This window comes from Heliomicrobium sulfidophilum (assembly GCF_057715735.1).
Genome location: NZ_JBVTZZ010000005.1, coordinates 859,846 through 882,114 on the forward strand (window position 1 = coordinate 859,846; position 22,269 = coordinate 882,114).

General features: G+C 57.8%; 18 protein-coding genes. 5 read left to right on the forward strand and 13 right to left on the reverse strand.

Annotated elements, in window-relative coordinates:
* Positions 1 to 54: 54 nt before the first annotated feature.
* The 12 genes from AC0CW1_RS09855 to AC0CW1_RS09910 all read right to left on the reverse strand — a co-directional run bounded on the left by AC0CW1_RS09855 (position 55) and on the right by AC0CW1_RS09910 (position 14,276).
* Positions 55 to 999 carry a transketolase family protein gene (locus AC0CW1_RS09855; protein WP_488184125.1) on the reverse strand — a complete coding sequence of 315 codons (945 nt, stop codon included), beginning with the start codon at positions 997 to 999 and terminating at the stop codon, positions 55 to 57.
* A gap of 10 nt (positions 1,000 to 1,009) precedes the next feature.
* The gene (locus AC0CW1_RS09860; protein ID WP_488182887.1) at positions 1,010 to 1,828 is read right to left on the reverse strand and encodes a transketolase; all 819 of its coding nucleotides are present in this window, start codon (positions 1,826 to 1,828) and stop codon (positions 1,010 to 1,012) included.
* Between the two features lie 292 nt (positions 1,829 to 2,120).
* Positions 2,121 to 3,228, reverse strand: a protein-coding gene (gene prfB / locus AC0CW1_RS09865; protein WP_488182888.1) for a peptide chain release factor 2 whose coding sequence is annotated in 2 segments (ribosomal slippage) — positions 2,121 to 3,158 and positions 3,160 to 3,228 — 1,107 coding nt in all. Because the reading frame shifts where the segments join, the coding sequence is not laid out codon by codon here.
* A gap of 19 nt (positions 3,229 to 3,247) precedes the next feature.
* Positions 3,248 to 5,722: a preprotein translocase subunit SecA gene (secA, locus tag AC0CW1_RS09870; RefSeq protein ID WP_488184126.1), complete on the reverse strand. Its 2,475-nt coding sequence runs from the start codon at positions 5,720 to 5,722 to the stop codon at positions 3,248 to 3,250.
* A 239-nt stretch (positions 5,723 to 5,961) separates the two neighbouring features.
* Positions 5,962 to 6,486: a ribosome hibernation-promoting factor, HPF/YfiA family gene (gene hpf, locus AC0CW1_RS09875; protein ID WP_488182889.1), complete on the reverse strand. Its 525-nt coding sequence runs from the start codon at positions 6,484 to 6,486 to the stop codon at positions 5,962 to 5,964.
* A gap of 121 nt (positions 6,487 to 6,607) precedes the next feature.
* Positions 6,608 to 8,560: a motility associated factor glycosyltransferase family protein gene (locus AC0CW1_RS09880; RefSeq protein WP_488182890.1), complete on the reverse strand. Its 1,953-nt coding sequence runs from the start codon at positions 8,558 to 8,560 to the stop codon at positions 6,608 to 6,610.
* Between the two features lie 11 nt (positions 8,561 to 8,571).
* Positions 8,572 to 9,294, reverse strand: coding sequence for an amino acid ABC transporter ATP-binding protein (locus AC0CW1_RS09885; RefSeq protein ID WP_488184127.1), 723 nt, complete (start codon positions 9,292 to 9,294; stop codon positions 8,572 to 8,574).
* A 107-nt stretch (positions 9,295 to 9,401) separates the two neighbouring features.
* Positions 9,402 to 10,067 carry an amino acid ABC transporter permease gene (locus tag AC0CW1_RS09890; RefSeq protein WP_488182891.1) on the reverse strand — a complete coding sequence of 222 codons (666 nt, stop codon included), beginning with the start codon at positions 10,065 to 10,067 and terminating at the stop codon, positions 9,402 to 9,404.
* 193 nt (positions 10,068 to 10,260) lie between these two features.
* Positions 10,261 to 11,064, reverse strand: a complete 804-nt coding sequence (locus AC0CW1_RS09895) for a basic amino acid ABC transporter substrate-binding protein (protein WP_488182892.1) — start codon at positions 11,062 to 11,064, stop codon at positions 10,261 to 10,263.
* A gap of 106 nt (positions 11,065 to 11,170) precedes the next feature.
* Positions 11,171 to 12,286 carry a PseG/SpsG family protein gene (locus AC0CW1_RS09900; protein ID WP_488182893.1) on the reverse strand — a complete coding sequence of 372 codons (1,116 nt, stop codon included), beginning with the start codon at positions 12,284 to 12,286 and terminating at the stop codon, positions 11,171 to 11,173.
* A 38-nt stretch (positions 12,287 to 12,324) separates the two neighbouring features.
* Positions 12,325 to 13,521: a UDP-4-amino-4,6-dideoxy-N-acetyl-beta-L-altrosamine transaminase gene (pseC, locus tag AC0CW1_RS09905; RefSeq protein WP_488182894.1), complete on the reverse strand. Its 1,197-nt coding sequence runs from the start codon at positions 13,519 to 13,521 to the stop codon at positions 12,325 to 12,327.
* Entirely contained in the window at positions 13,521 to 14,276 is a 756-nt protein-coding gene (locus AC0CW1_RS09910) for a cytidylyltransferase domain-containing protein (RefSeq protein ID WP_488182895.1), read from the reverse strand. Before AC0CW1_RS09910 ends, pseC begins: the two co-directional genes overlap by 1 nt.
* Positions 14,277 to 14,579: 303 nt before the next feature.
* Here AC0CW1_RS09910 and AC0CW1_RS09915 point away from each other — a divergent pair, with 303 nt between their 5' ends.
* From AC0CW1_RS09915 to AC0CW1_RS09935, 5 genes are all read left to right on the forward strand, one after another.
* Positions 14,580 to 18,230, forward strand: coding sequence for a hypothetical protein (locus AC0CW1_RS09915; RefSeq protein WP_488182896.1), 3,651 nt, complete (start codon positions 14,580 to 14,582; stop codon positions 18,228 to 18,230).
* A gap of 65 nt (positions 18,231 to 18,295) precedes the next feature.
* Positions 18,296 to 18,598: an EscU/YscU/HrcU family type III secretion system export apparatus switch protein gene (locus tag AC0CW1_RS09920; RefSeq protein WP_488182897.1), complete on the forward strand. Its 303-nt coding sequence runs from the start codon at positions 18,296 to 18,298 to the stop codon at positions 18,596 to 18,598.
* Between the two features lie 14 nt (positions 18,599 to 18,612).
* Positions 18,613 to 19,050 (forward strand): YaaR family protein, encoded by a 438-nt coding sequence (locus tag AC0CW1_RS09925; protein ID WP_488182898.1) that lies wholly within the window; start codon positions 18,613 to 18,615, stop codon positions 19,048 to 19,050.
* Between the two features lie 175 nt (positions 19,051 to 19,225).
* The gene (locus AC0CW1_RS09930) at positions 19,226 to 19,690 is read left to right on the forward strand and encodes a flagellar export chaperone FliS (RefSeq protein ID WP_488182899.1); all 465 of its coding nucleotides are present in this window, start codon (positions 19,226 to 19,228) and stop codon (positions 19,688 to 19,690) included.
* Positions 19,691 to 19,750: 60 nt separating this feature from the next.
* Positions 19,751 to 21,052 (forward strand): flagellin N-terminal helical domain-containing protein, encoded by a 1,302-nt coding sequence (locus tag AC0CW1_RS09935; RefSeq protein ID WP_488182900.1) that lies wholly within the window; start codon positions 19,751 to 19,753, stop codon positions 21,050 to 21,052.
* A 105-nt stretch (positions 21,053 to 21,157) separates the two neighbouring features.
* Here AC0CW1_RS09935 and AC0CW1_RS09940 read toward each other — a convergent pair whose 3' ends face one another.
* On the reverse strand, positions 21,158 to 22,255 hold the full coding sequence (locus tag AC0CW1_RS09940) for a dTDP-glucose 4,6-dehydratase (protein WP_488182901.1): 1,098 nt from the start codon (positions 22,253 to 22,255) through the stop codon (positions 21,158 to 21,160).
* Positions 22,256 to 22,269: the final 14 nt, after the last annotated feature.

Genomic DNA, 22,269 nt, shown 5'->3' on the forward strand with positions numbered 1-22,269 from the left:
TCTTTCGGGTTACGCTTTTCGCCCAAAAAGGGATAAATTCCCACTCCTATTCGCCTATCCTTTCCGCGCCATCGCCCGCCGGGCGGCGTCGGCGACGGTTTCCGCCGTCAGGCCATACTTCTTCAGCAGTTCATCTGGCTTGCCCGATTCGCCGAAGGTGTCTTGCAGACCAACCCGCTCCAGCGGAACGGGCCGCCTTTCGCCGAGCACCTCAGCCACGGCCGAGCCGAGGCCGCCGATGACGGAGTGCTCCTCCGCCGTGACGACACAGCCAGTCTGCGCCGCCGCTGCCACAATCGTTTCGGCGTCGATGGGCTTGATCGTGTGGATGTTCAGCACCATCGCCTCGATCCCCTCGGCAGCCAGCGCTTCCGCCGCCTCCAGGGCGACGCTGACCATGAGGCCGGTGGCGATGAGGGCCACATCCTTCCCCTGGCGCAGGGTGACCGCCTTGCCGGGGGTGAACTGATAAGTCTCTTCATCGTTGATGACCGGCACGCCAAGCCGGCCCAGGCGGATGTAGACAGGGCCATTGTGCTCAGCGGCCCAGCGAATCGCCCCTTCCGTCTCGGGGCCGTCGGCCGGCACGATGACGGTCAGGTTGGGCAATACCCGCATGAGGGCGATATCCTCCACCGTCTGGTGGGAGGCGCCGTCTTCGCCGACGGTGATGCCGGCGTGGGTGGCGGCGATCTTCACATTCAGCTTTGGGTAGGCGATAGAGTTGCGGATCTGTTCAAAAGCCCGGCCGGTGGCGAACATGGCGAAGGTGCTGGCAAAGGGGATCTTGCCGGCGGCAGCTAAACCGGCGGCGGTTCCCATCAGGTTCTGCTCGGCGATGCCCATGTCGAAAAACCGTTCGGGATAGACTTTGGCAAAGTCGATGGTCTTCGTCGATTTGGCCAGATCGGCGTCGAGGACGACCACGTCGGCCTTCTCTCCGCCCAGGCGGGCCAGGGCGCGCCCGTAGGCGTCACGGGTGGCGATCTTTTTCATCAGGCTTCCTCCCTCACTGCAGTTCCTTCAAGGCGATGGCGGCCTGTTCGGCATTGGGCGCCGTGCCGTGCCAGCCGACCTGGTTTTCCATGAAGGAAACGCCCTTGCCCTTGACCGTGTGGGCGATGATGCAGGTGGGACGGCCTGTCGTCGCCTTGGCACTTTCGATGGCGTCGAGGATGGCCGGCATGGAATGGCCGTCGATCTCGAGGACATTCCAGCCGAAGGCCTGGAACTTGTCCATGATGGGGTAGCTGGACATGACCTCTTTGACAGGGCCGTCGATCTGCAGGCCGTTGTCGTCGATGAAAATGGCTAGCTTGTCCAGCTTGTAGTGGGCGGCCGCCATAGCCGCCTCCCAGACCTGGCCCTCCTGCAGTTCCCCGTCGCCAAGAAGCGCCCAGACGCGGGCATCTTTATGGCCGAGTCGTAAACCCAAGGCCATGCCGACGGCGGCCGACAAGCCCTGACCGAGGGACCCTGTCGACATGTCGACGCCGGGCACTTTTTTCATATCGGGGTGCCCTTGCAGGAAATGGCCGGTCTGGCGCAAGCCCTTCAACTCTTCCGCAGGGAAAAAGCCGCGCTCCGCCAGGGCGGCGTAGAGGACAGGGGCGGCATGGCCTTTGCTCAGGACAAAGCGATCCCGTTCCGGCCACCGGGGGTTTTGGGGATCGATGCGCATCTCTTTGAAAAACAGCGCCGTGACCATGTCGGCCGCCGAGAGAGACCCGCCGGGGTGGCCGCTGCTGGCCCCATGGGTCATGGCGATGATGTGGCGGCGGATCTGCCGGGCCGTCGCCTCCAGGCGCTGAGTTATGGCTTCACTCATCTGCGATACTCCCTTCTGACAAGCAATCCTGACAAGCAATCGCTACTGCAAGCAATCTCGACAATATTCTGCACCATTTGAGCCAAATCCTGCGTCCTTTGGCACGGAAAAACGAAAAAGCCGGAAACTTTACACAAAAATAGAGAAAACCCCGCCTCCGATCCGGAGACAGGGCTTTGAGCATCATGCGGTGAGAATTGATGGTGACCATCTGTGGTCCCTATCTTATAGGTTCACGGCATCTATCAGACATAGCAGGACCTGCGCCTGGGCTAATTTGCCCTACAGCCTGTTACCCTTGCTTCGTCGACCAGACCAGATAGGCCGAGATGAAATCGTCCAGTTCGCCGTCCATGACGGCGTAGACGTTGCCCACCTCGGTGTTCGTCCGGTGGTCTTTGACCAGATTGTAAGGGTGAAAGACGTAGGAGCGGATCTGGCTGCCGAAGGCGATGTCCTGCTGGTCGCCCTTCAGCCGGTTGAACTCGGCCTCCTGCTCCTGTCGCTGCCGCTCGAAGAGCTTCGCTTGCAGCATGCGCATGGCCGTGGCCCGGTTCTGGATCTGAGAGCGCTCGCTCTGGCAGGCCACCACAATCCCTGTGGGGATATGGGTGATGCGGACGGCTGATTCGGTCTTGTTGACGTGCTGGCCGCCAGCCCCGCTGGCGCGGTAGGTGTCCACCTTCAGATCTTCCGGCCGGATCTGGATCTCCCCGTCGTTTTCGCTGACCTCAGGCAACACCTCCAGGGAGGCGAAGGAGGTATGGCGGCGGCCCGAGGAATCGAAGGGAGAAATGCGCACCAGGCGGTGGACGCCCATCTCGCCTTTTAAGTAGCCGTAGGCGTTCTCCCCGGCCACCGAGATGGTGGCCGACTTCATCCCCGCCTCGTCGCCGGGGAGGGAGTCGAGGAGGTCCACCTTATAGCCCCGCTTCTCGCCCCAGCGGATGTACATGCGCAGGAGCATCTCGTTCCAGTCCATCGCTTCTGTGCCGCCAGCGCCGGCATGGAGGGTGAGCAGGGCGTTGTTGCGGTCATAGGGGCCGTTGAGCAGCAGTTCCAGATGCCAGCGGTCCAGTTCCGCCGTGATCTCCTTGATCCCCGCCTCGATCTCAGTGAGGGCGTCGGCGTCTTCCTCCTCAGCGCCCAGTTCGCGCAGGACGCAGAGGTCTTCCCATTGGCTGCGCAGGTCCTGGTAGGCTTTCACCTTGTCCTTCATGCCTGTCAGTTCCTGCATCGTCTTCTGGGCCCGTTCCGTGTCGTCCCAGAAGCCTGGTTCCAAAATCATCTGTTCCAATTCGGCGATGCGTTCCTCTTTGACCGTCAGGTCAAAGTGAATCCCTCAGTTCATCCAGCCGGGTCTCCAGAAGGCCCAACTCTCGTTTCACTTCACTAAACAAAGGTGATCGTTCCTTTCGCTTACGCGCCCTTGGCGCCGCAGCACTTCTTGTACTTCTTGCCGCTGCCGCAGGGGCAGGGATCGTTGCGGCCGATCTGCGGTTCCGCTTTAACCGGCTCTTTGGGAAGGGAGTCGTCGGAACGGTTTTCAACAGCCTTTTGGAGCACCCTTTCCTCTTGCACTTCCTGCTTCTCCGGCTCCGCCTGGGCCACCATGACGTTCACCCGGAACATGTAGCGCAGGAACTCCTCCTGGACGCTGGCGATCATCTCCTGGAACATGCTGTAGGCCTCGTATTTGTACTCCACGAGGGGGTCTTTCTGTCCGTAGGCGCGCAAGCCGATGCCATGGCGCAGGTGGTCCATGGCGTCCAGGTGATCCATCCAGTGGGAGTCGACGACGCGCAGGAGGATGATCCGCTCCAACTCGCGGATCGTCTCCACGCCCAACTCCTGCTCGCGCTGGCTGTAGCGCTCCTGGGCCTTTTCCTGGAAGAAGCCGATGACCTCTTCCTTCTCCATCTCATGGAGGTCCTCCGCTGTAACAGCGCCGGCGATCTGGAAGGTCTCCTCGGCATAGGCGATCATGGCCGGCAGGTCCCAGTTTTCCACATACTTCTCTTCGCCGGCGAAGCGGTTGACCATGGTCTCGACGAGGGTGTCGATGAAATCGGAGACAGTGTCGCGCAGGTTTTCCCCGTTGAGCACCTTCTTGCGCTGGTCGTAGATGACCTCCCGCTGCTGGTTCATCACGTCGTCGTACTGGAGGACGTGTTTGCGGATGTCGAAGTTGCGCGCCTCAACGCGGCGCTGGGCGTTTTCGATGGCCTTCGTGATCATGCCTGATTCGATAGGCATCGAATCGTCCATCCCCAGGCGGTCCATCAAGCCCTGGATATTTTCGGCGCCGAAGAGGCGCATCAGGTCGTCTTCCAGGGATACGTAGAAGCGCGTTTTGCCGGGGTCGCCCTGACGGCCGGAACGGCCGCGGAGCTGGTTGTCGATGCGGCGCGCCTCATGGCGCTCGGTGCCGATGACATAGAGGCCGCCCAGTTCGCCGACGCCTTCGCCGAGGAGGATGTCCGTCCCACGCCCTGCCATGTTGGTGGCGATGGTGACCATGCCCCGCTGTCCGGCGTTTTTGACAATTTCCGCTTCCTTCTCATGGTGCTTGGCGTTCAACACCTGGTGGGGGATGCCGCGCCGCTTCAGCTTGTCAGAGAGTTGCTCCGACTTTTCGATCGATACAGTACCGACGAGAACCGGCTGGCCGCGTCGGAAACAATCGACGATTTCCTCAACGACGGCGTTGAATTTGCCCTCTTCGGTGCGGTAGACCACATCCGGCTGGTCCTGGCGCTGTGTTGTCTTGTTCGTAGGGATCTGGACGACATCCATCTTATAGATCTGCATGAACTCGGGCTCTTCCGTCTTGGCCGTGCCGGTCATGCCAGAGAGCTTGTTATACATGCGGAAGTAGTTTTGCAAGGTGACCGTGGCCAGCGTCTGGGACTCGTTCTGAATCACCAGGCCTTCCTTCGCTTCGATGGCCTGATGCAACCCTTCCGAGTAGCGGCGGCCGAACATGAGGCGTCCCGTGAACTCGTCGACGATGATGACCTCGCCGTCCTTGACGACATAGTCCCGGTCCCGCTTCATTAGGGCATGGGCCTTGAGACCCTGATTGACATGGTGCGCCCATTCCAGCGAATCAGCCAGGTTGTCAATGCCGAGCATCTTTTCCACCCGGTTGACGCCTTCATCGGTCAGCACGACCGAGTGGGCCTTCTCGTCCACCTTGTAATCGACCTCATTGGTCAACCGCGGCACGATACGGGAAACGGCATAGTATTTTTCCGTCGGCTTGTCCGCCGGACCGGAGATGATCAGCGGAGTCCGGGCCTCGTCAATGAGGATGGAGTCCACTTCGTCGACGATGGCGTAGTTCAATTCCCGCTGCACCATGTGCTGGGGCTGGATGACCATATTGTCGCGCAGGTAATCGAAGCCGAACTCATTGTTCGTGCCATAGGTGATATCGGCGGCATAGGATTCGCGACGCTCGGCGAAATCGAGACCATGGATGATGAGCCCCACCTTGAGGCCGAGGAAGCGGTGGATCTGCCCCATCCATTCGGCGTCCCGTTTGGCCAGATAGTCGTTGACGGTGACCACATGGACGCCACGGCCCGTCAAGGCGTTCAGGTAGGACGGCAGCGTAGCCACCAGCGTCTTCCCTTCACCGGTCCGCATCTCGGCGATGCGCCCGTTGTGCAGGACCATCCCGCCGATCAACTGCACGTCGAAGTGGCGCATGCCCAGCACCCTCCGGGAGGCTTCGCGAACGGTGGCGAACGCCTCCGGGAGCAGGTCGTCCAGACTTTCCCCGTTTTCCAACCGTTGACGGAATTCGACCGTCTTGTGCTGAAGATCTGCGTCGCTGAGCCGCTGCCATTCCGGTTCCATGCTGTTGATCCGGTCGACGGTCTTCTGCATGCGGCGAACATCCCGGGCGTTGTCGTCCAGAAGGTTTTTCAAAAACCCAAACAAGAATATGACCCCTTTCAGGCATCTTAACCCGGCAGCGATCCCCGCCGGGCGGTTTCCGATTCACTCGTAAACAGTACTATTGTATCATTCGGAGGTCCGGAGATGCAATGGAAGGCAAATATGCCCATAGAAAAAGGGCGCCTTACAGGCACCCTTTTTCATGGTGGTTTGGACCCTTCAGAGGGTCAGTCGAATTCGGGCTCGATCAGCCCATAGTTGCCGTCCTTGCGCAGATAGACCACATTGACCTGCTCCGTCTCCGCATTGGAGAAGACGAAGAAGCTGTGGCCGATCAGGTTCATCTGCATGATCGCCTCGTCGACGGGCATCGGCTTCAAGGCGAATCGCTTGGAACGGACCACTCGGGGCTCTGTAGCGCCGTTCTTCTCCACGGTAGCAAATTCTTTGAACCCTTGCCCTTTCAGGCGCCGGGACAGTTTCGTTTTATAGGCGTCAACCTGTTTTTCCAGTTTTTCAAAGACCAGATCGATGGCGGCATACATATCGGGATGGGATTCTTCGGCCCGCAAGATCAGGTCGCCCGCGGGGACAGTCACTTCCACCTTGGCCATGTCCCCCTCAACAGCCAGCGTCGTCCGGGCGCCGCCAATGTTGTGGAAGTATTTCTCCAATTTCGACAGACGTTTGACCACATACTCCTTCAGGGCGTTGGTGACCTCGATGTTTTTGCCACGAACTTGGATGTTCATTCAACATCATCTCCTTCTCGTTGTGGCCGGCTCTCACCAGTACTATTCCCCGGAGAACACCGAAATTCCTGCCCCTATAAGAGGAAAAACCGGAAGATTGTTTGTATTTTCTTTTGCATGATCAACCGCCGCTGTCGGAAGACTGCAGCGCTGCTATGGTTCGCTCCACTTGGGCCAGGATCTCGCCGGAACGGCGGCCCACTTCCGAAAAAAAGATCTGCCCTCGCATCAGATCGTGGCCGAAGGCCTCCCTTTTGTCCGTCACATCAGCCAGGATCGCCGATTGTTCCAACTGGTTGACAATGGGCCGGAAGGCAAGCCGCAAAAAGCCCATCGCCTCACGATCCCCTTCGATCTGCTGGCGGATTCTATCGAGCTTGCGATAATATTGGGCAAAGGGCTTGTCAATGTCCACCCTGCTCGTCACAAAGCGCCGATATTTCGCCATCAGTTCCTGCCCTTTTTCGCATCCCTCTAGGATCCGCTGCAGGTGGCGATGCAAATGTTTCAGTTTTTTTACAATCTGGGCGTCCCTCTGCGCCGTCCCCTGCGAGGCCGCTTGGCCCCCATTGAGAAAAACGGCCGCAATAGCTTGATCCAAGGCATTCCTTTCCTGTCTGACTTTCGTCTCCTTCAGTTGCCCCATCACCGCGGCCAGCGTTGCCACCTCTGTGCCGGGGATGCCGATACCGCCTTCTGTGGCATTGATATAGCGCCGGTCAGGATGCCCCTCAATGAACCAGCGAAACCACTCGCGAAAGGCAAGCCAGGTCTCCTGCGTGTAGGTCTTCTGACCATAAATGTCGTCCATCTCGATGTAGCGGCCCCTGTAGGCTTCGTCCACAGCGCTGTCAAAAGCGGAACCAGCGGTATGAGAATGATTTCCCGTAAAAGCCAGATCCTGGCCGACGAAAACGATGGGATCACAGCCAAGGCGATAGGCCAAGACGAGGCCCAGATTGGCCACAGAAGCCCCGACGTTGACAGAAGCGGCGGCCACGTCTACCGCGCCGTCGAGGATGCCGTAGAGTTCCGCCTTGTCATAAGCGAAAAGGGCAAACCGCTTTCCTCCGCCCCCGTAGGCCTCCAAAATGGGAGGATAGAGGGTTGCGTCAAAGATGAGCGGCACGTCATCAACGGCGAGGCCTTGAAAATGGCTGTAGTTGGGCGCTCCACCATCGATGGACAAGACGAAATGGGGGCGGATGCCCTTCTGCTGCAAGATGCGCAATGTAGGCGCCGTGGCGATCAAGAGGCCGTAACGGGCGAATTCGCGGAGGCCTTCCAGGTTCTTCTCCAGCGATGGCCCGGCAGCGATGACGACGGCCGGCAGGGCGGGAAAGCGCCCATCGAGGTGCTGGACGGGACATGCAGAGAGCACCGCAGGCAGGTTCTGCAAGAAGTTCAGCGTCCAGGTCAGGCTGAAGTGGTTCTCTGTCGCCACAGCGATCTGCTGGGTCTGGAAGTACTCCTGCAGCGCACCTTTCACCTGGTCGTAGTAGCCGTCAAAAAGGGCTGTCAGATAGTGAAACTCATAGAGTTGCGCCGTCAGGGCATCACTGGCCGAGAGGTTCAACCGGTGCATGATGGGGCCGACGGAGGCAGCGTCCACATCGATGGCAAAACGGATGCGGCCGTCTGCAAGGACAGAACGCAGGTCCACCGTCCACAGGGCCAGCCAGAAGAGGTCGATCGATCGCTCGAAGACCACCATTTTTCCTTGGCTGGGGATGATCTGCCGGAGCACTTCGATCGTATAGCCCAGGCCAAAACCGAAAACGACAAGCAGGCTGGAAGGCGCTCCCGCCACCTCAGCGACCCATTCCCGGGCTTGTTTGTGCGGATCCGTCTGGGAAAGCAAAAAAAGGCGCTCCTGACCGGTGTCGATCAACAGCGTCAGGTCGCCACTTTGCGCCGGTTCCACCTGAAAGGGCTGGTTATAGGGCGGCTTATACCGGGCCATCCGTTCCGCCAAAGGCGGTTGCACCGTCGCCAAGGCCCGCATATTCCCGGCAAAGATCTCATCAGACAGGTACTGCACATAGGGTGGCAGGCGCCGTTGCAATGCTTCCAACCCCTCCTCGATTACAGGACCTTGCTTAAGAAAGCGCGCGTTCGCTCCTGCTGGGCTTGGCCAAACAACTGTTCCGGCGTGCCCTCCTCGACGATGACGCCCTCATCCATGAAAATAACCCGGTCGCCGACCTCGCGGGCGAATCCCATCTCATGGGTCACCACGACCATCGTCATCCCCTCACGGGCAAGATCCTTCATGACATTGAGCACCTCGCCGACCATTTCCGGATCGAGGGCAGAGGTGGGCTCATCGAAGAGCATAATCTTCGGCCGCATGGCCAGCGCCCGCGCAATGGCCACCCGCTGCTGCTGACCGCCAGACAACTGTTCCGGATAGGCCTGCTCCTTCTCGGACAGGCCCACCTTGGCCAACAGTTCCCGCGCCAAGCTCTCCGCTTCGCCTTTTGCCATCTTGCGCACCTGCACCGGCGCCAAGGTGATGTTCTGCAACACCGTCATATGGGGAAACAGGTTAAAGCGTTGGAAGACCATGCCCACTTCGGCACGCACCCGGTTGATATCGGTCTCCTTGTGGGTCAGTGGAATCTCATCAACGGTGATATGTCCCTCTGTCGGTTCCTCCAGGTGGTTGATACAGCGCAGGAGGGTGCTCTTCCCCGAGCCCGAAGGCCCGATAATGCAGACGACTTCCTGTTCCTGCACTTCCATGTCTACACCGCGCAAGACATGGAGGGAGCCAAACTTCTTATGCAAACCTTTGATCTCAATCATCGCCGCCATCAGCATTCCCCTTGCCCATACGTTTTATCGAAGACAGGTACACCCTTCAAAAGCCCCCAACCATCGGCGCCCGTTGCGCCATGGAAAAAATCAGCAACTTAGCGGTGAGACTTTACAGACAACTTCTGCTCATACCAGGCGACAAGGCGGCTGAAAAGCAGCGTCAAAGTCAGGTAGATGGCCGCTACCGGCAGCCATGCTTCCCAGACCCTCGCCGTAGAGCCAAGGACCGTCCGGCCCGCCATGGTCAGTTCCGGCAGCGAGATGACCGAGACGAGAGAGGAATCCTTCAACATGGCGATAAACTCATTGCCCAAGGGGGGAATGACACGGCGAAACGCCTGCGGCAGGATGACAAAGCGCATCGCCTGGGCATAGCTCATCCCCAGTGACCGAGAGGCTTCCATCTGCCCTTTGTCGATGGACTGGATCCCGGCGCGAAAGATCTCCGCTACATAAGCGCCTGAGTTGACACTCAGGGCGATCAGGCCTGATGTCATGGCCGGCAGAGATTGTCCAATCAACTTGGGCGCGCCCAGGTGAACGATAAAGATCTGCACCAACAGCGGCGTGCCGCGGATGACATCGGTATAGATGGCCGCCAACCATCGCAAAGGCTTCAAGTGAGAAAGACGAGACAAAGCGATAAAGAGGCCGATCACCGTACCGATCATGACGGAAATGGCCGTCACCTTGACGGTCGTCCACCCACCGATCAGGAACAAGTCGGCATAGTCCTGAACAATCTTCCATTTAAAGTCCATTTTTCTGACCGGCTCCTCCAGTATAATTTACCTGTTTTCGAACAGCTCTCGCTCACGTCGTTGTTGCCTCTACAGGCAAAAAGAAAAGGCGTAGCAGGCTGTTCCTCCTGATACGCCTATACTATACACTACCTGACCGGTTCAGCCAACTCATTTCTATCGTAAAGTTATCCTTTCGACGGGATTCCCTCGATTACTTCGCTGTCAGGTACTTTTCGGAGATCTCTTTGATCTTCCCGCTCTTTTCAAGCTTATCCAGGGCATCGTTGACCTGCTTCAGCAGCTCTGTCTCCCCTTTGCGAACAGCAATTCCGTATTCTTCCTTCTCGAAGCTTGCGTCATCGATCAAGGTCATCTTCGCGTTAGGGTTGTTCTTGAGGAAGTGCTGTACAACCGGCTTGTCCGCCACAACAACATCGACGTCGCCGTTGCTCATCATGTTCATGGCCATGGGCGTCGTGTCGTAGCGGAAGATCTTGTCGCTTTTCTCACCGAGGAGCTTTTCCACCACATACTGACCGGTCGTAGAGTTCTGAACGCCCACTTTCAGTCCCTTGATGTCGTCAAACTTCTTGACCGGCGAGCCTTCCTTGACTGCAATGGCCTGTACCGCAACGAAATAGGGCTTGGAGAAGTCGATGGACTCCTTGCGCTTTTCCGTGATCGTCATGGCCGAGATCAGCATGTCCACGTTCTTGTTCGTCAAGGCGGCAATGATGCCATCAAAGGGCGTATCGACTAACTCGATCTCGGCGTTCATCTCCTTGCCGACGGCCTTGATCAGGTCGATGTCAAAGCCGACGATCTCCCCTTTTTCATTCTTCCATTCAAAGGGGGCGTAGGCGGCGTCGGTGGCCACCTTAATCGTCTTCTTCGCAGCCGCTTTGTCGCCAGCCGGCGCTTGGGCCGCCTTCTCACCGCCGCCACAACCTGCCGCCGTGATCAGCATCCCCAGGGCCAGCATACCCATCAGCCCGGTTTTTACCCATTTTTTCATTGGGAAAGTCCTCCTCTGCTCAAATAAGCTTCACATTTGCGATAATTATACAGCTTGATGAATAAAAGAACAATAATAGATTCTTCCATCCCTCGCCTTCACGCCTTCAGTCGCGTAGTTTGCCACCACAGGCACCCTGTTTGCAGGCGTCGTGGAGGATCTCATCACAACAGCGCCGAGCTCCCTGCCCGTCAACCAGCCGCTTGCCTCGTTCCGCAGCAGCTTGCGCCCTGTCCGGATCGTCCAAGAGGTCCGCCAACTGCCGCGCCACCACATCAACAGGCAGCGGCGCCGGCAGCAACGTCTTGCCAGCGCCAACTCCCGTCTTTTCCGACCTTTCGTCAAGGCGATCGACAGCAAAGAGCGGCACTGCTGCCTGCTGGCGGCAGACGGCCAAGGCCGCCGGAACCTGATTGTCGGCCTGTACGACCACAGCAGCGGGAACGCCGGCAGCCAGCAGCTCCTGCAGGGTTACTCCCGCAGCCGTAACGGCAAGATCAGCCGCCGGAAGGAGAGCGGCCATGTCGGCAGGCGGGCGATGGGTCTGGAACCAAGGGGCGCGGCCATAGGCCTCGGGAAAATCCATGTAGGGGCCGATGACGACATGGGCCTCAAAAAGGCGCCCTGTCGCAGCCACCCGTTCCAGCGCCTGCAGCGTTCGCGGCAGATGGCCCAAGGGATCGCCGCCGCCTAAGGTGACGACGATCTGCCCTATCGCGCCTTGGCGCCTTTCCTGCTCCCGCAGCCGGCCAACAGCCGTCACAGCACGGCGAAGCAGCGTATAGGCAGGGCCCAGAAGCGCTCTCCCCGGTCGGAGAAAGCAGTAGCGCTCTCCAGCCGACGCCAAGCCCCCATTGATCACCAATTGACAGTCCATCGGAAAACTGTTCTTGTCATCAAGATAGACCACAAAAAGGCCACCTGAACGAAGCGCCCTCAGCGTCTGCGGCAGGATCCGGTAGGAATCGACGACCACGATGGCCGCCCCCTGCGCCAAGAGCCAAGGGGCCCAGCGTTCCGGCGCCGCGTCGAGAGAGTCCATCCCTTGCGGCTGCCGCCAGAGAAAAAGGCCTTTTGTCAGCGCTTCGACGGCCTCATCCCGCTGGCCAACAGCGAGCACCGGATAGCCCCGCTCGGCAAAAGCCTCAGCCAAAGCGGCACTGCGCATGGCATGGCCAAGCCCAACGCCATGGCCAGCATCAAAATAAAAGGCGACTGGCAAAAAGCCGTCCCTCCCCTCTCTTCGGCAAGCCGAAAAGCTCAGCGACAGATCTTCTCGATCCCCTCCCGCAAGACAGCGATCACCCGCTCCTGCTGCCCATCGGTCAGGCCAAAATAGAGGGGCAGCGAAAGGGCTTGGCGGTAATGCTGCTCCGCCACGGGACATAGACCCGGACGGTAACCGAGGCGCTGATAGTAAGGATGGCGGTAGACCGGCAGGTAGTGCACGTTCACAGCGATCCCTTGTGCCCGCATATGGTCGAAAAGTTGTTTTCGCTGGAAGCCGTCACCATCGTCGCGCAAGCCGATCACATAGAGATGCCAGGCCGAAAGACAATCATCGCGGCGGCCAGGCAACCGGATTTTTCCCTGCAGATCCGCCAGCGCCTCGTCATAGCGGGCGGCAATCTCCCGCCGGCGCTGGAGAAAGCGATCCAGCTTGGCCAGTTGACTCATCCCCAGCGCTGCCTGGATATCGGTCAAGCGATAGTTGTATCCGAGCTCCTGCATCTCATAATACCATCCGCCGTCATCGCCCTCCATCTCATCGCGCAGGCGGGTGATGCCGTGGGAACGGAACCGGCGCAACCGCCGCGCCAATTCCTGATCGGCTGTCACCACCATCCCCCCTTCACCGGTGGCGATATGTTTGACCGGATGAAAAGAAAAACAGGTCAGGGGAGAAAGGGCGCCAATCGGCTTTCCTTGGTACTCCGCCCCCAGAGCATGGGCGCCATCTTCGATGACGACAAGGCCCCAGCGGGCGGCCACCTGATGAATGGTCTCCATCGGGGCCGGCAAACCAGCGAAGTGAACCGCCACAATGGCCTTGGTGCGGCGAGAGATGCGGCTCTCCAGCCCATTCCCATCGAGATTCCCCGTGTCAAGCTCCACATCGGCAAAAACCGGCTTCGCCCCGAGGTAGAGGGCAGCATTGGCCGTCGCCGCAAAGGTGTTGGCCGGCACGATCACCTCATCGCCAGGGCCGATGCCTGCCGCCGCATAGGCGCCATGCAAGGCCGCCGTTCCCGACGAAAAGGCGACGCCATAGGGCGCCTGCACCTGCTGAGCCAGATGAGACTCAAAGGCATCCACAACCGGACCAGTCGTCAAATAATCGCCGCGCAGCACAGCAGCGACGGCGGCCACATCATCGTCATCGATCCATTGACGGGCATAGGGGATCAGGCCATCGACGTCCTTGACATTGCTCATCGGAGATGTTGCTCCTTCCATCAGTCACCCTCCCCTTGTGGAAGCAATTCCTCGTCACTGACACCTTTCTGCTGGACGGACTGATTCAACAGCGCCCACTGGGGATGCTCATCCAGCCAGGCAAGCACCTCCGGCACAGCGATGATCCGGCCGGGACGGTAAAAGCGCTCGTAGATTTCGGCCAAGAGTTGATAGTCCAGGGGCTCATCTACACAGAGCCGGTACTGGCTTCGCCGGTATGGTCCAGGGACCTGCCATGAACCGGTGCGAAAAAGGCCGGAGTGATAAAGATGGAAGGTCACATGTTCCCGTGCCGCCGGATAGCGGCCCTGGCGATGGGCCCTTTCCAAAGCCTCCCGCGTAAAGACCTCCGTATCGAGACCGCGCGGCCCGCCTTCCACAGACAGGTAGTCGAGCGAGCGGTTGTGGAATTCACCGATCGCCGCTCCCACCAGTTCGGGGTCGATCAGGGGGCAATCGGCTGTGATGCGGACAATCACCGCTGCATCCACCCTTTGGGCACAGCCCACATAGCGGGAAAGGACATCGCTCTCACTGCCGCGAAAAACAGAAACACCCCATTGGCGCGCTGCATCGGCGATAGGATCATCAGCCGTCCCATCACTGGTGGCAACGGCCAGTACCTGGGCCTCCCGCACCCGTTTCAACCGTTCCAGCGTATGCCACAAGGCCGGCTGACCGGCCAGCGGCGCCAACACCTTGCCGGGCAGGCGGGCCGAACCCATGCGTGCTTGCACGATAATGGCCGTCGACATCATCGGGACACCTCCTGTATTTTATCGATTCGTTCAAGCCCCTCTTGTCCATCCGGCTTCAAGGGGCTGTCATGTTCCTATCGATTCTCGTCTTTGTACTGACCTTTAATTCGCCCTGTAATTCGCCATGCTCCCCATCATCACCTGTTTCACCCCGTCTCCAACTCCCCCTCCAGTCTCCTCTATGGTAGTATTTTCTCATGGCATCGACAATCCATATCTTTACCCATCCTCAAGGGGCCCTCTTCAGATCACGATAATGAAAACATCGATATCTACGCCATCGGAAGGGATGGATTCGGAATGCGCATCCAGTCACCCCCTACGGGGACAACACGCTCGGATATGGAACAACCCTTTGAACTCCAACAGGGAGACGTATATACGGGAACAGTAAAAAAAATCACCGCTTCCCAAGAGGGCATTGTCCAGATCCGCGGCCAGGAGCAACGTGTCCGCTTCGAAGGTGCCTTGCCAAAAAGCGACCGTTTTACTCTGCAAATTACAGCCGTCGATGGTGACGTAGCCCGGATCAAGGTCATTGAGGAACTGCCATCTGGCGCTGCCGCCACTCGTCACAGCGAAGGCAACATCGGACATCTCCTGCGGATCTTCGGCGTATCGCCTTCTGAAGAACTCTCTCAAGCCGCCCGGCAGATCATCGAGCGCGGACGCCCCTTGACCCAGGAAACAGTGCACGAACTGAAAGCATTTTTTGAAAAAACACCGGGCCCCGCGGCGGACAAGCTAGACACGATCCAGGCACTGCTCCGCAAAAACCTGGAGATCACAGGACCCCAGCTGAAAGCCGTCCATGAAGCCTTATACGGCCGCCCCATCGGCCAGGTGCTCACCGACCTGGCCAAACAACTGGATCCAACATGGCAACTGCCTGACCGCACCGCCCCAAACCAGCCGACAGAACGCGCTCAACCCCTTCAAACCCCGCCATCGAGCCAGCCGCTACCAGCGATACAGCCACAACAGCAAAACCTACCTGTTCAGCCAACAGCGCCTGTCGCATCGACTTCTTTAACATCAGCGCCTGTAGCATCAGCTCCTGCGACCCCAACCACTTCCACCGCAGCCTTTGCCGCCCCAACAACCCAGCCCCAACCCACATCGCCAACACAACAGCCGCCGACACAACAGACGCCAACACAACAGCCGCCGACACAACAGCCGCCGACACCGCTCCCCACCCTACAGTCGACCATCGGCCAAAGCCTTCCATCCACCACCACACCAACAGTCGCCACAGCAGAGCCAACAGAACAGATCGCCCAAATCCTCTCCAAGCTTTCTCCCCACAGCCCGATCAACAAAGCGATCGAGACTGTTCAGGAACTCTCCCGCCAATGGGCTGCCGATGATAAAATTCCCCGCCCTGTGATCACCACCCTTGATCGCGCCCTCTCGGAAGCACGCATCTACGCCTCCATGGGCCGCCAGCCGGCCGGCTTGGAGCGGCTGCAACAGGCGCTCGCTACGACAGCGAAAGCCATTGCCCCGACCGTCCCTGCCACCACCACTCCCCCGACTCCCGCCACTACCGTCACTTCCACTACTTCCACTACTTCCACCACTCCCGCCACCCCCGCCCAAACAGGCTCAACCCCTCCGTCGCTCCCCCAGCGCATCCTCACCGATGCCGCCGCCACCGTCCGCCAAGAACCCGACCTAGCCAAAGCGATCCGGCAACTCCAGTCGACCGTCGCCGCCAACAGAGACATCGCAACAGCTCTCGCGAGCAAAGTGCAGCAGCAACTGAACAGCGCCCGCCAACTGCAACAACAAGGCTACGACAGCTTGGCCCGCGAAAACCTCGCCCGTTCACTGGAACAACTGGCCCGGCAGCTGCCTGACCGCACCGCTGCCCCGGCCCCTGCGCCTTCTGCGGCCGGGCAAGCCCAAACATTGCAAACCCAGGCCATGCAACCGCCGCAAAGTGCGCCGACACCAGCAACCCCAACCACTTCCACCGCAACCTTTGCCGCCCCAACAACCCAGTCCCAACCCATATCGCCAACACAACAGCCACCAACACAACAGCCGCCGACACAACAGCCGCCGACACAACTGCCACCGACACAACAGCCGCCGACACCGCTCCCCACCCTTCAGTCGACCATCGGCCAAAGCCTTCCATCCACCACCACACCAACAGTCGCCACAGCAGCGCCAACAGAACAGATCGCCCAAATCCTCTCCAAGCTTTCTCCCCACAGCCCGATCAACGAAGCGTTCTCAGCAACGCAGACCCTCTCGCGTCAACTCTCAACCGGAACCCCGGAAGAAGGTGCCCTCGCCTCCTCCTTAAACCGCGCCCTTTCAGAAGCACAAATCCTCGCCACTATCGGCCAAGAACAAAAAGGCAAAGAGCGGCTTACCCAAGGACTGACCCAAACACTCCATGCCCTGCTGCGACTTGCCTCCACTCCATCCAGCACCGCCTCCTTTGCCCCCTCCCTCATGGCCGACACACCCCTGACCCTGTCAACTCCACCCACAGGGAGCACCTTCAATCCCCCAGAAGCCCCGCTCCCTCCTGCACCATTAACCGAAGAAAACGATAGCACCGCCATCGTTAATAAAGCCTATAACGACGCCCTCGCAATGGGCGGCATCGCATTGCCTGCCAAAAACTACATGGTCACCGAGATCACCCGCCAACTCAACCAAGCCGCCCAAGACTTTCGGGACCTCAAGCGCGAAATCACCCGCAACATCGACAACATCCGCCAGATCGCACAGAATCATCGCAACAACATCCTGCCCCTGGTCAAACCCCTGCTCGAATCGACGATCGACCTCTTGGACAATGCCATCCTGAAAAGCGACATCAACCTCTTCACCGACATGACCACCGAAAAGAAACTGATGGTCGCCAGCAGCCGCCTGGCTGAAGCCCGAACACTGCTGCAGCAAGGACACAATCAAAAAGCCCATGAAGTCCTCACCGAAGTGAGAGACCAACTGGAACAAATGAACTGGCGCCCTGCTGACATCAAAGTCCGGCGCATCCTCAACGACAGCGGCCTCTTCCACTTCGACAAAGATCCTGCCACCCCACTGGGCCGGCAGATGAACCACGTGCTGACAGCGCCAGCGCCAAGCCAAAGTCCATACAACCCCAACACCGCCTCCCTCCCGCAGAACCCAGCCAATCTCGCATCTGCAACAGAGCCGTCGGCCCGCGACATCTACAACCTCCTTCGCACACTCGGACTCAACCATGACAGCGAAATCGCCCAGACAATGGCCAACCACAACCAAAAAACGCCGCCCTCCGAACCTGCCTCCCTTCAACCCTCCCGTCAACCTGGAACAGATGGCGACAAGGGCAACCCCAGTTCGCAACAACAGCCCGAGGCCCGGCCCGACCAAGGCCACAGCAACCTCAAATCCACCCTGCTCCAATTGGCCAAAAGCGACAGCCCCCTCCCGCCGGGCCTGCAATCACTGGCCGAGCAAGCCCTCAACAACCTCACCGGACAGCAACTGCTCAGCAAAGCCGACGTAGGCACGACCATGCAATCCCTCTTCTTCAGCCTCCCCATGCTGCTCGGCAACCAGGTCGAAAACCTGAAGATCTGGGTCAACGGCCGAAACGAACGGCAGAAGATCGACTGGGAGAACTGCAACCTCTATTTCCTCATTGACACCCCCAAGTACGGCGACACCGGCATCGTCGTCTCCGCCGCCGACCGCAACCTGTCGATCACCCTCAAAAACAATACCGACCATTTCAAAGAGAACATGTCACCCCTTGTCGAAAAGTGCAAAGAAAGCATGAAAAGAATCGGCTATACCATCTCCTCCGTTCAATTCACCCGACTGAACGAAGAAAAAAGCGAACCGGCTCCGCCAGAAACCCTCTCACAACTCCCGATCACCCCTGGCGTCAAAGTACCTGGCACCATCCATCCAGGAGGATTCAGCTTCAAGATCTAACGGCAGGCCCCCACCTTTTCAACTGCACGAATGTTCCACCTGCGCTAAAGAAATGAGGACGCCCCATGAACTACCGCTTCTTCAACCAAAAGCAAAAAAAAGAAATCGGCGGCCCTTCCGTGGCCGCCCTTCGCTATGACCCCAACAGCGACGCTCCTGTCGTCATCGCCCAGGGCAAAGGCCACCTGGCCCGAAAAATCATCGAAATGGCCAAAGAAAAAAACATCCCCATCCAGGAAGATCCCTTGCTGGTGGAGAACCTCATCGACATGGACCTTGGCGACAACATCCCGCCGCAACTCTACCTCGTCATCGCCGAAATCCTCTTAATGATAGAAGAGATGGAAGGCACCCAGAACAAATCATAAGGCAGTGATCGAACATGGAAGTCAACAAAATCGGCAAAGCAACTCCCACAAGCAAAAAAAACACCACCGACATCCCGGCCGATAAAATCTCCTTCGCCGAGATCATGGTTCAACAACGAGAACAGCGAAGCATCGACAAGTTCGTCAAAATGGCGGAAAAGATCGAAGACCAGGGCAAGATCCTGGCCGAATCGCGAACCGTAGAGGACCTCAAAAAGTACAAAGAACTGGTCAAGCAATTTATGGACGAAGTCGTCAAAAACGGCCTCCAACTGGAAGAACGCCGCGGCTTCAACCGCAGAGGCCGGGCGAAGATCTACAAACTCATCACCAAAGTAGATGAAAAACTCCTTGAACTGACCGACCATGTCCTGAAAAAACAAGCCAACAGCCTGAAGATCCTGGGTCTCATCGGCGAGATCAAGGGGCTGCTCGTCGACATGTATACCTGAACCCGCCCCCATGCCTCCAACGCTCCCCCCTGAATATTCGTCATCTCCCAAAAAATAAACTAAACCTTTCCCTGATAAAAACCGATAATAAAAAAGACTTGGAATGACAAACAACCAAGCACACCTTCGCTTTACAGAAAAAAACCAGAACCACGCTGCAGGGGGTGACCAATACTTGGATCGAATTCCCACAGAGCAGGAAATTTTTCAGATGTCCTCACAAGAAATTACATTGCTCTTATATCAAAACTTGACTGAACGCCTACAGCTTTCGATCACAGCCATCCGGGAAAAGAAGTTTAGCGAAGCCAACATACAACTGCAAAAAGCCAATGCCATCGTCGAACGACTCGGTGCCGGCATTAATTATGAAGCGGGCGCCATGGCGGAACAATTGGATGCGCTCTATAACTATGTGGCGGAACGCCTTTACGAAGCCAACTGGAAAAAAGATATCACCATCATCGAAGAACTTATCCGTACGCTCACCCCTGTAGCGGAAGCATGGGAACAAATGCTGAAAGAAAAACCGACATCCCGCGCTGAACAGATTCGCTTGCATACATCCGCTTATGAACGGAACCTGGCCTATGATGATGCGGAAACCATCCATAATGATTTCGTCGACCGTCGCGAATAGACGTCGTTCACATAATCACTGGCCTTTCTGCCATCCAATATTCTTCAAGGAGAGATGACCATGCGCATTAACCATAATATTCAAGCGTTAAATGCCTACCGACAACTGAACAACAACCAGGGCATCGTATCGAAACATATGGAAAAGCTCTCGTCGGGCTTGCGCATCAACCGCGCCTCTGACGACGCCGCCGGTCTGGCCATCTCCGAACGGATGCGCTCCCAGATCCGCGGCCTCACTGTAGCGGAACGAAATGGTCTCGACGGTGTATCACTGATTCAAACAGCCGAAGCCGCCCTCGATTCAGTGCACCAGATGCTCCAGCGGATGCGTGAACTGGCTGTGCAATCGGCCAACGGGATTTACACCGAGCAGGATCGCAGTGCGCTGCAAGATGAGGTCGATGAATTGATCAAAGAGATCGACCGGGTTGCTGGACACACGGAATTTAACACCCGGAAACTTTTAAACGGCAACATGGGAAGGGAAGTTTCCGGCGCAATTGCCAACATTCAAAGCAATACACTTGTGACAAATAACGGCGCTGCCATTACATCCACAAGCTCAATTAACCTGATCAACCTCTCTGATCGCGCTGGGAACAAATATGGTATCGTTTCCGGTGATACAGTAACCTTAAGTTTTGTAGTCAATGGGAAGCTTATGGAAACAAGTGGTATTCGGATAACGAGCTCGACTACCCTGGAAACGGTTCTCTCTTCGACACTTAACAAAGGTGCTTTAACTGCAAATGACTTTATCGACTTTTCACACAGTGGAACGATTACAAATGCGATTCACTTTACAGCAGACACATCTGGCTATGCTGGTGCCGTTTACGGAATCGTCTTTACCTTCCGTGATGCCCAGGGCATTATGAAAACACCCGCAACGGACGCATTGTCTGCTTTCCACGAAACCAAACAAGCAATGGTGAAACGCCCTCCTGGAGATGCTACCTTGCAAATCGGCCCCAATACCAACCAGCACCTCGGCCTGGAGATTGGTGACGTAACAGCATCCGCTCTTGGTTTGAAGAGCTATTCAGGTGCTGAATACAACATAAAGATCGATACACAACAATCAGCCAACATCGCCATTAAAGTCTTCGACGAAGCCATTGCCAAAATCTCCAAAGAACGCTCCAAACTGGGCGCCTTCCAGAACCGCCTTGAATACACCATCAACAACCTGAAAGTGGCCAACGAAAGCCTGACCGCCGCCGAATCACGCATCCGCGACACTGACATGGCGATGGAAATGACCCAGTTTACGAAGCAAAACATCATCAGCCAGTCGGCGACGGCCATGTTGGCCCAAGCGAACCAGCTTCCTCAGGGCATCCTGCAACTGCTGAAATAAGGCCAGACAAGGACATCCTCCATAAGACAAACCAACAGCAAACCAAAAGCCCCCGGTCGCTCATAACGAGCCTGACCGGGGGCTTTTGCCGTTTTCTCCTTTTCGCTATTGTTTCCCTTGAATCCAGGCCGCCGTCCGGGCGATCCCCTCCTCCAGAGACACCTGCGGTTCCCAACCCAGCAACCGCTTCGCTTCACCAAAGTCGCAGAGCAGTCGCCGAATCTCACTCTGCGGATGAGGATGGGCAACATGACAAACAGAAAAACCGGGACCGGCCTGAACCACCTCGCCAACCAGCCGCGCCAATTCATTGATCGACACATCCCGGCCGGAACCCGCGTTAAGCGTCTTGCCGATCGCCTGCCTATCCATCCCAGCCTGAATGACAAAGCGAGCGCAATCCTCCACATAGAGCAAATCGCGCGTCTGCGTGCCGTCACCGAAGATATGCAAGGGCTCCTCACGTAAGGCCCGCTCCACAAAGATCGCCACCACACCGCCTTCCCCATTCGTCTTCTGATAGGGGCCATAGGTGTTGAAGGGCCGAATCACCGTCACCGGCAGGCCATAGGCATGGTAGTAAGACAGGGCCAAGTGCTCCCCAGAGAGCTTCGCCCCAGCATAAGGAGACGCCGGCAAGACAGGATGACGCTCATCGATCCCTGCCGGCGCCCCGCCATCGCCGTAGCCACAGCCATCCCCATCCATGCCTTGGCCATCAGCCAGTTCCAGTCCGCTCCTGCTCGCCCTGTCAGCAGCAGCTTTCTCAAAGGGCGCATAGACCATACAGGTGCTCATAAAGACAAAGCGCGTACCGAACTCCCGGCACAACTCCAACAAGCCAAAGGTGCCTTCCACATCACGGCGGAACGTATCAGCCGGAAAATCGATGCTTTTTTGCACATTGATCTCCGCAGCCAAATGATAACAAAGATTGAAGCGCTGCTCTTCAAACCAGCGGCGCAACCGCTCCCTGTCACAGATATCGCCCACTTCAAAGGTCAACGTTCCCATCACAATCCCTGTGCAACAAGGGTCAGCCAGACTGTCCGCCCCCACCAACGCCTCGTCGCCATAGGCCAGATTGTCGGCGCGGCCATTGCTCAGATCATCGACCACCCAGACATGATGACCGGCACGCAGCAACTGCAGCACCACCCAGCGCCCGATAAAACCAGCGCCGCCAGTGACCAGAATGTTCATTCCCATTCCCCTCC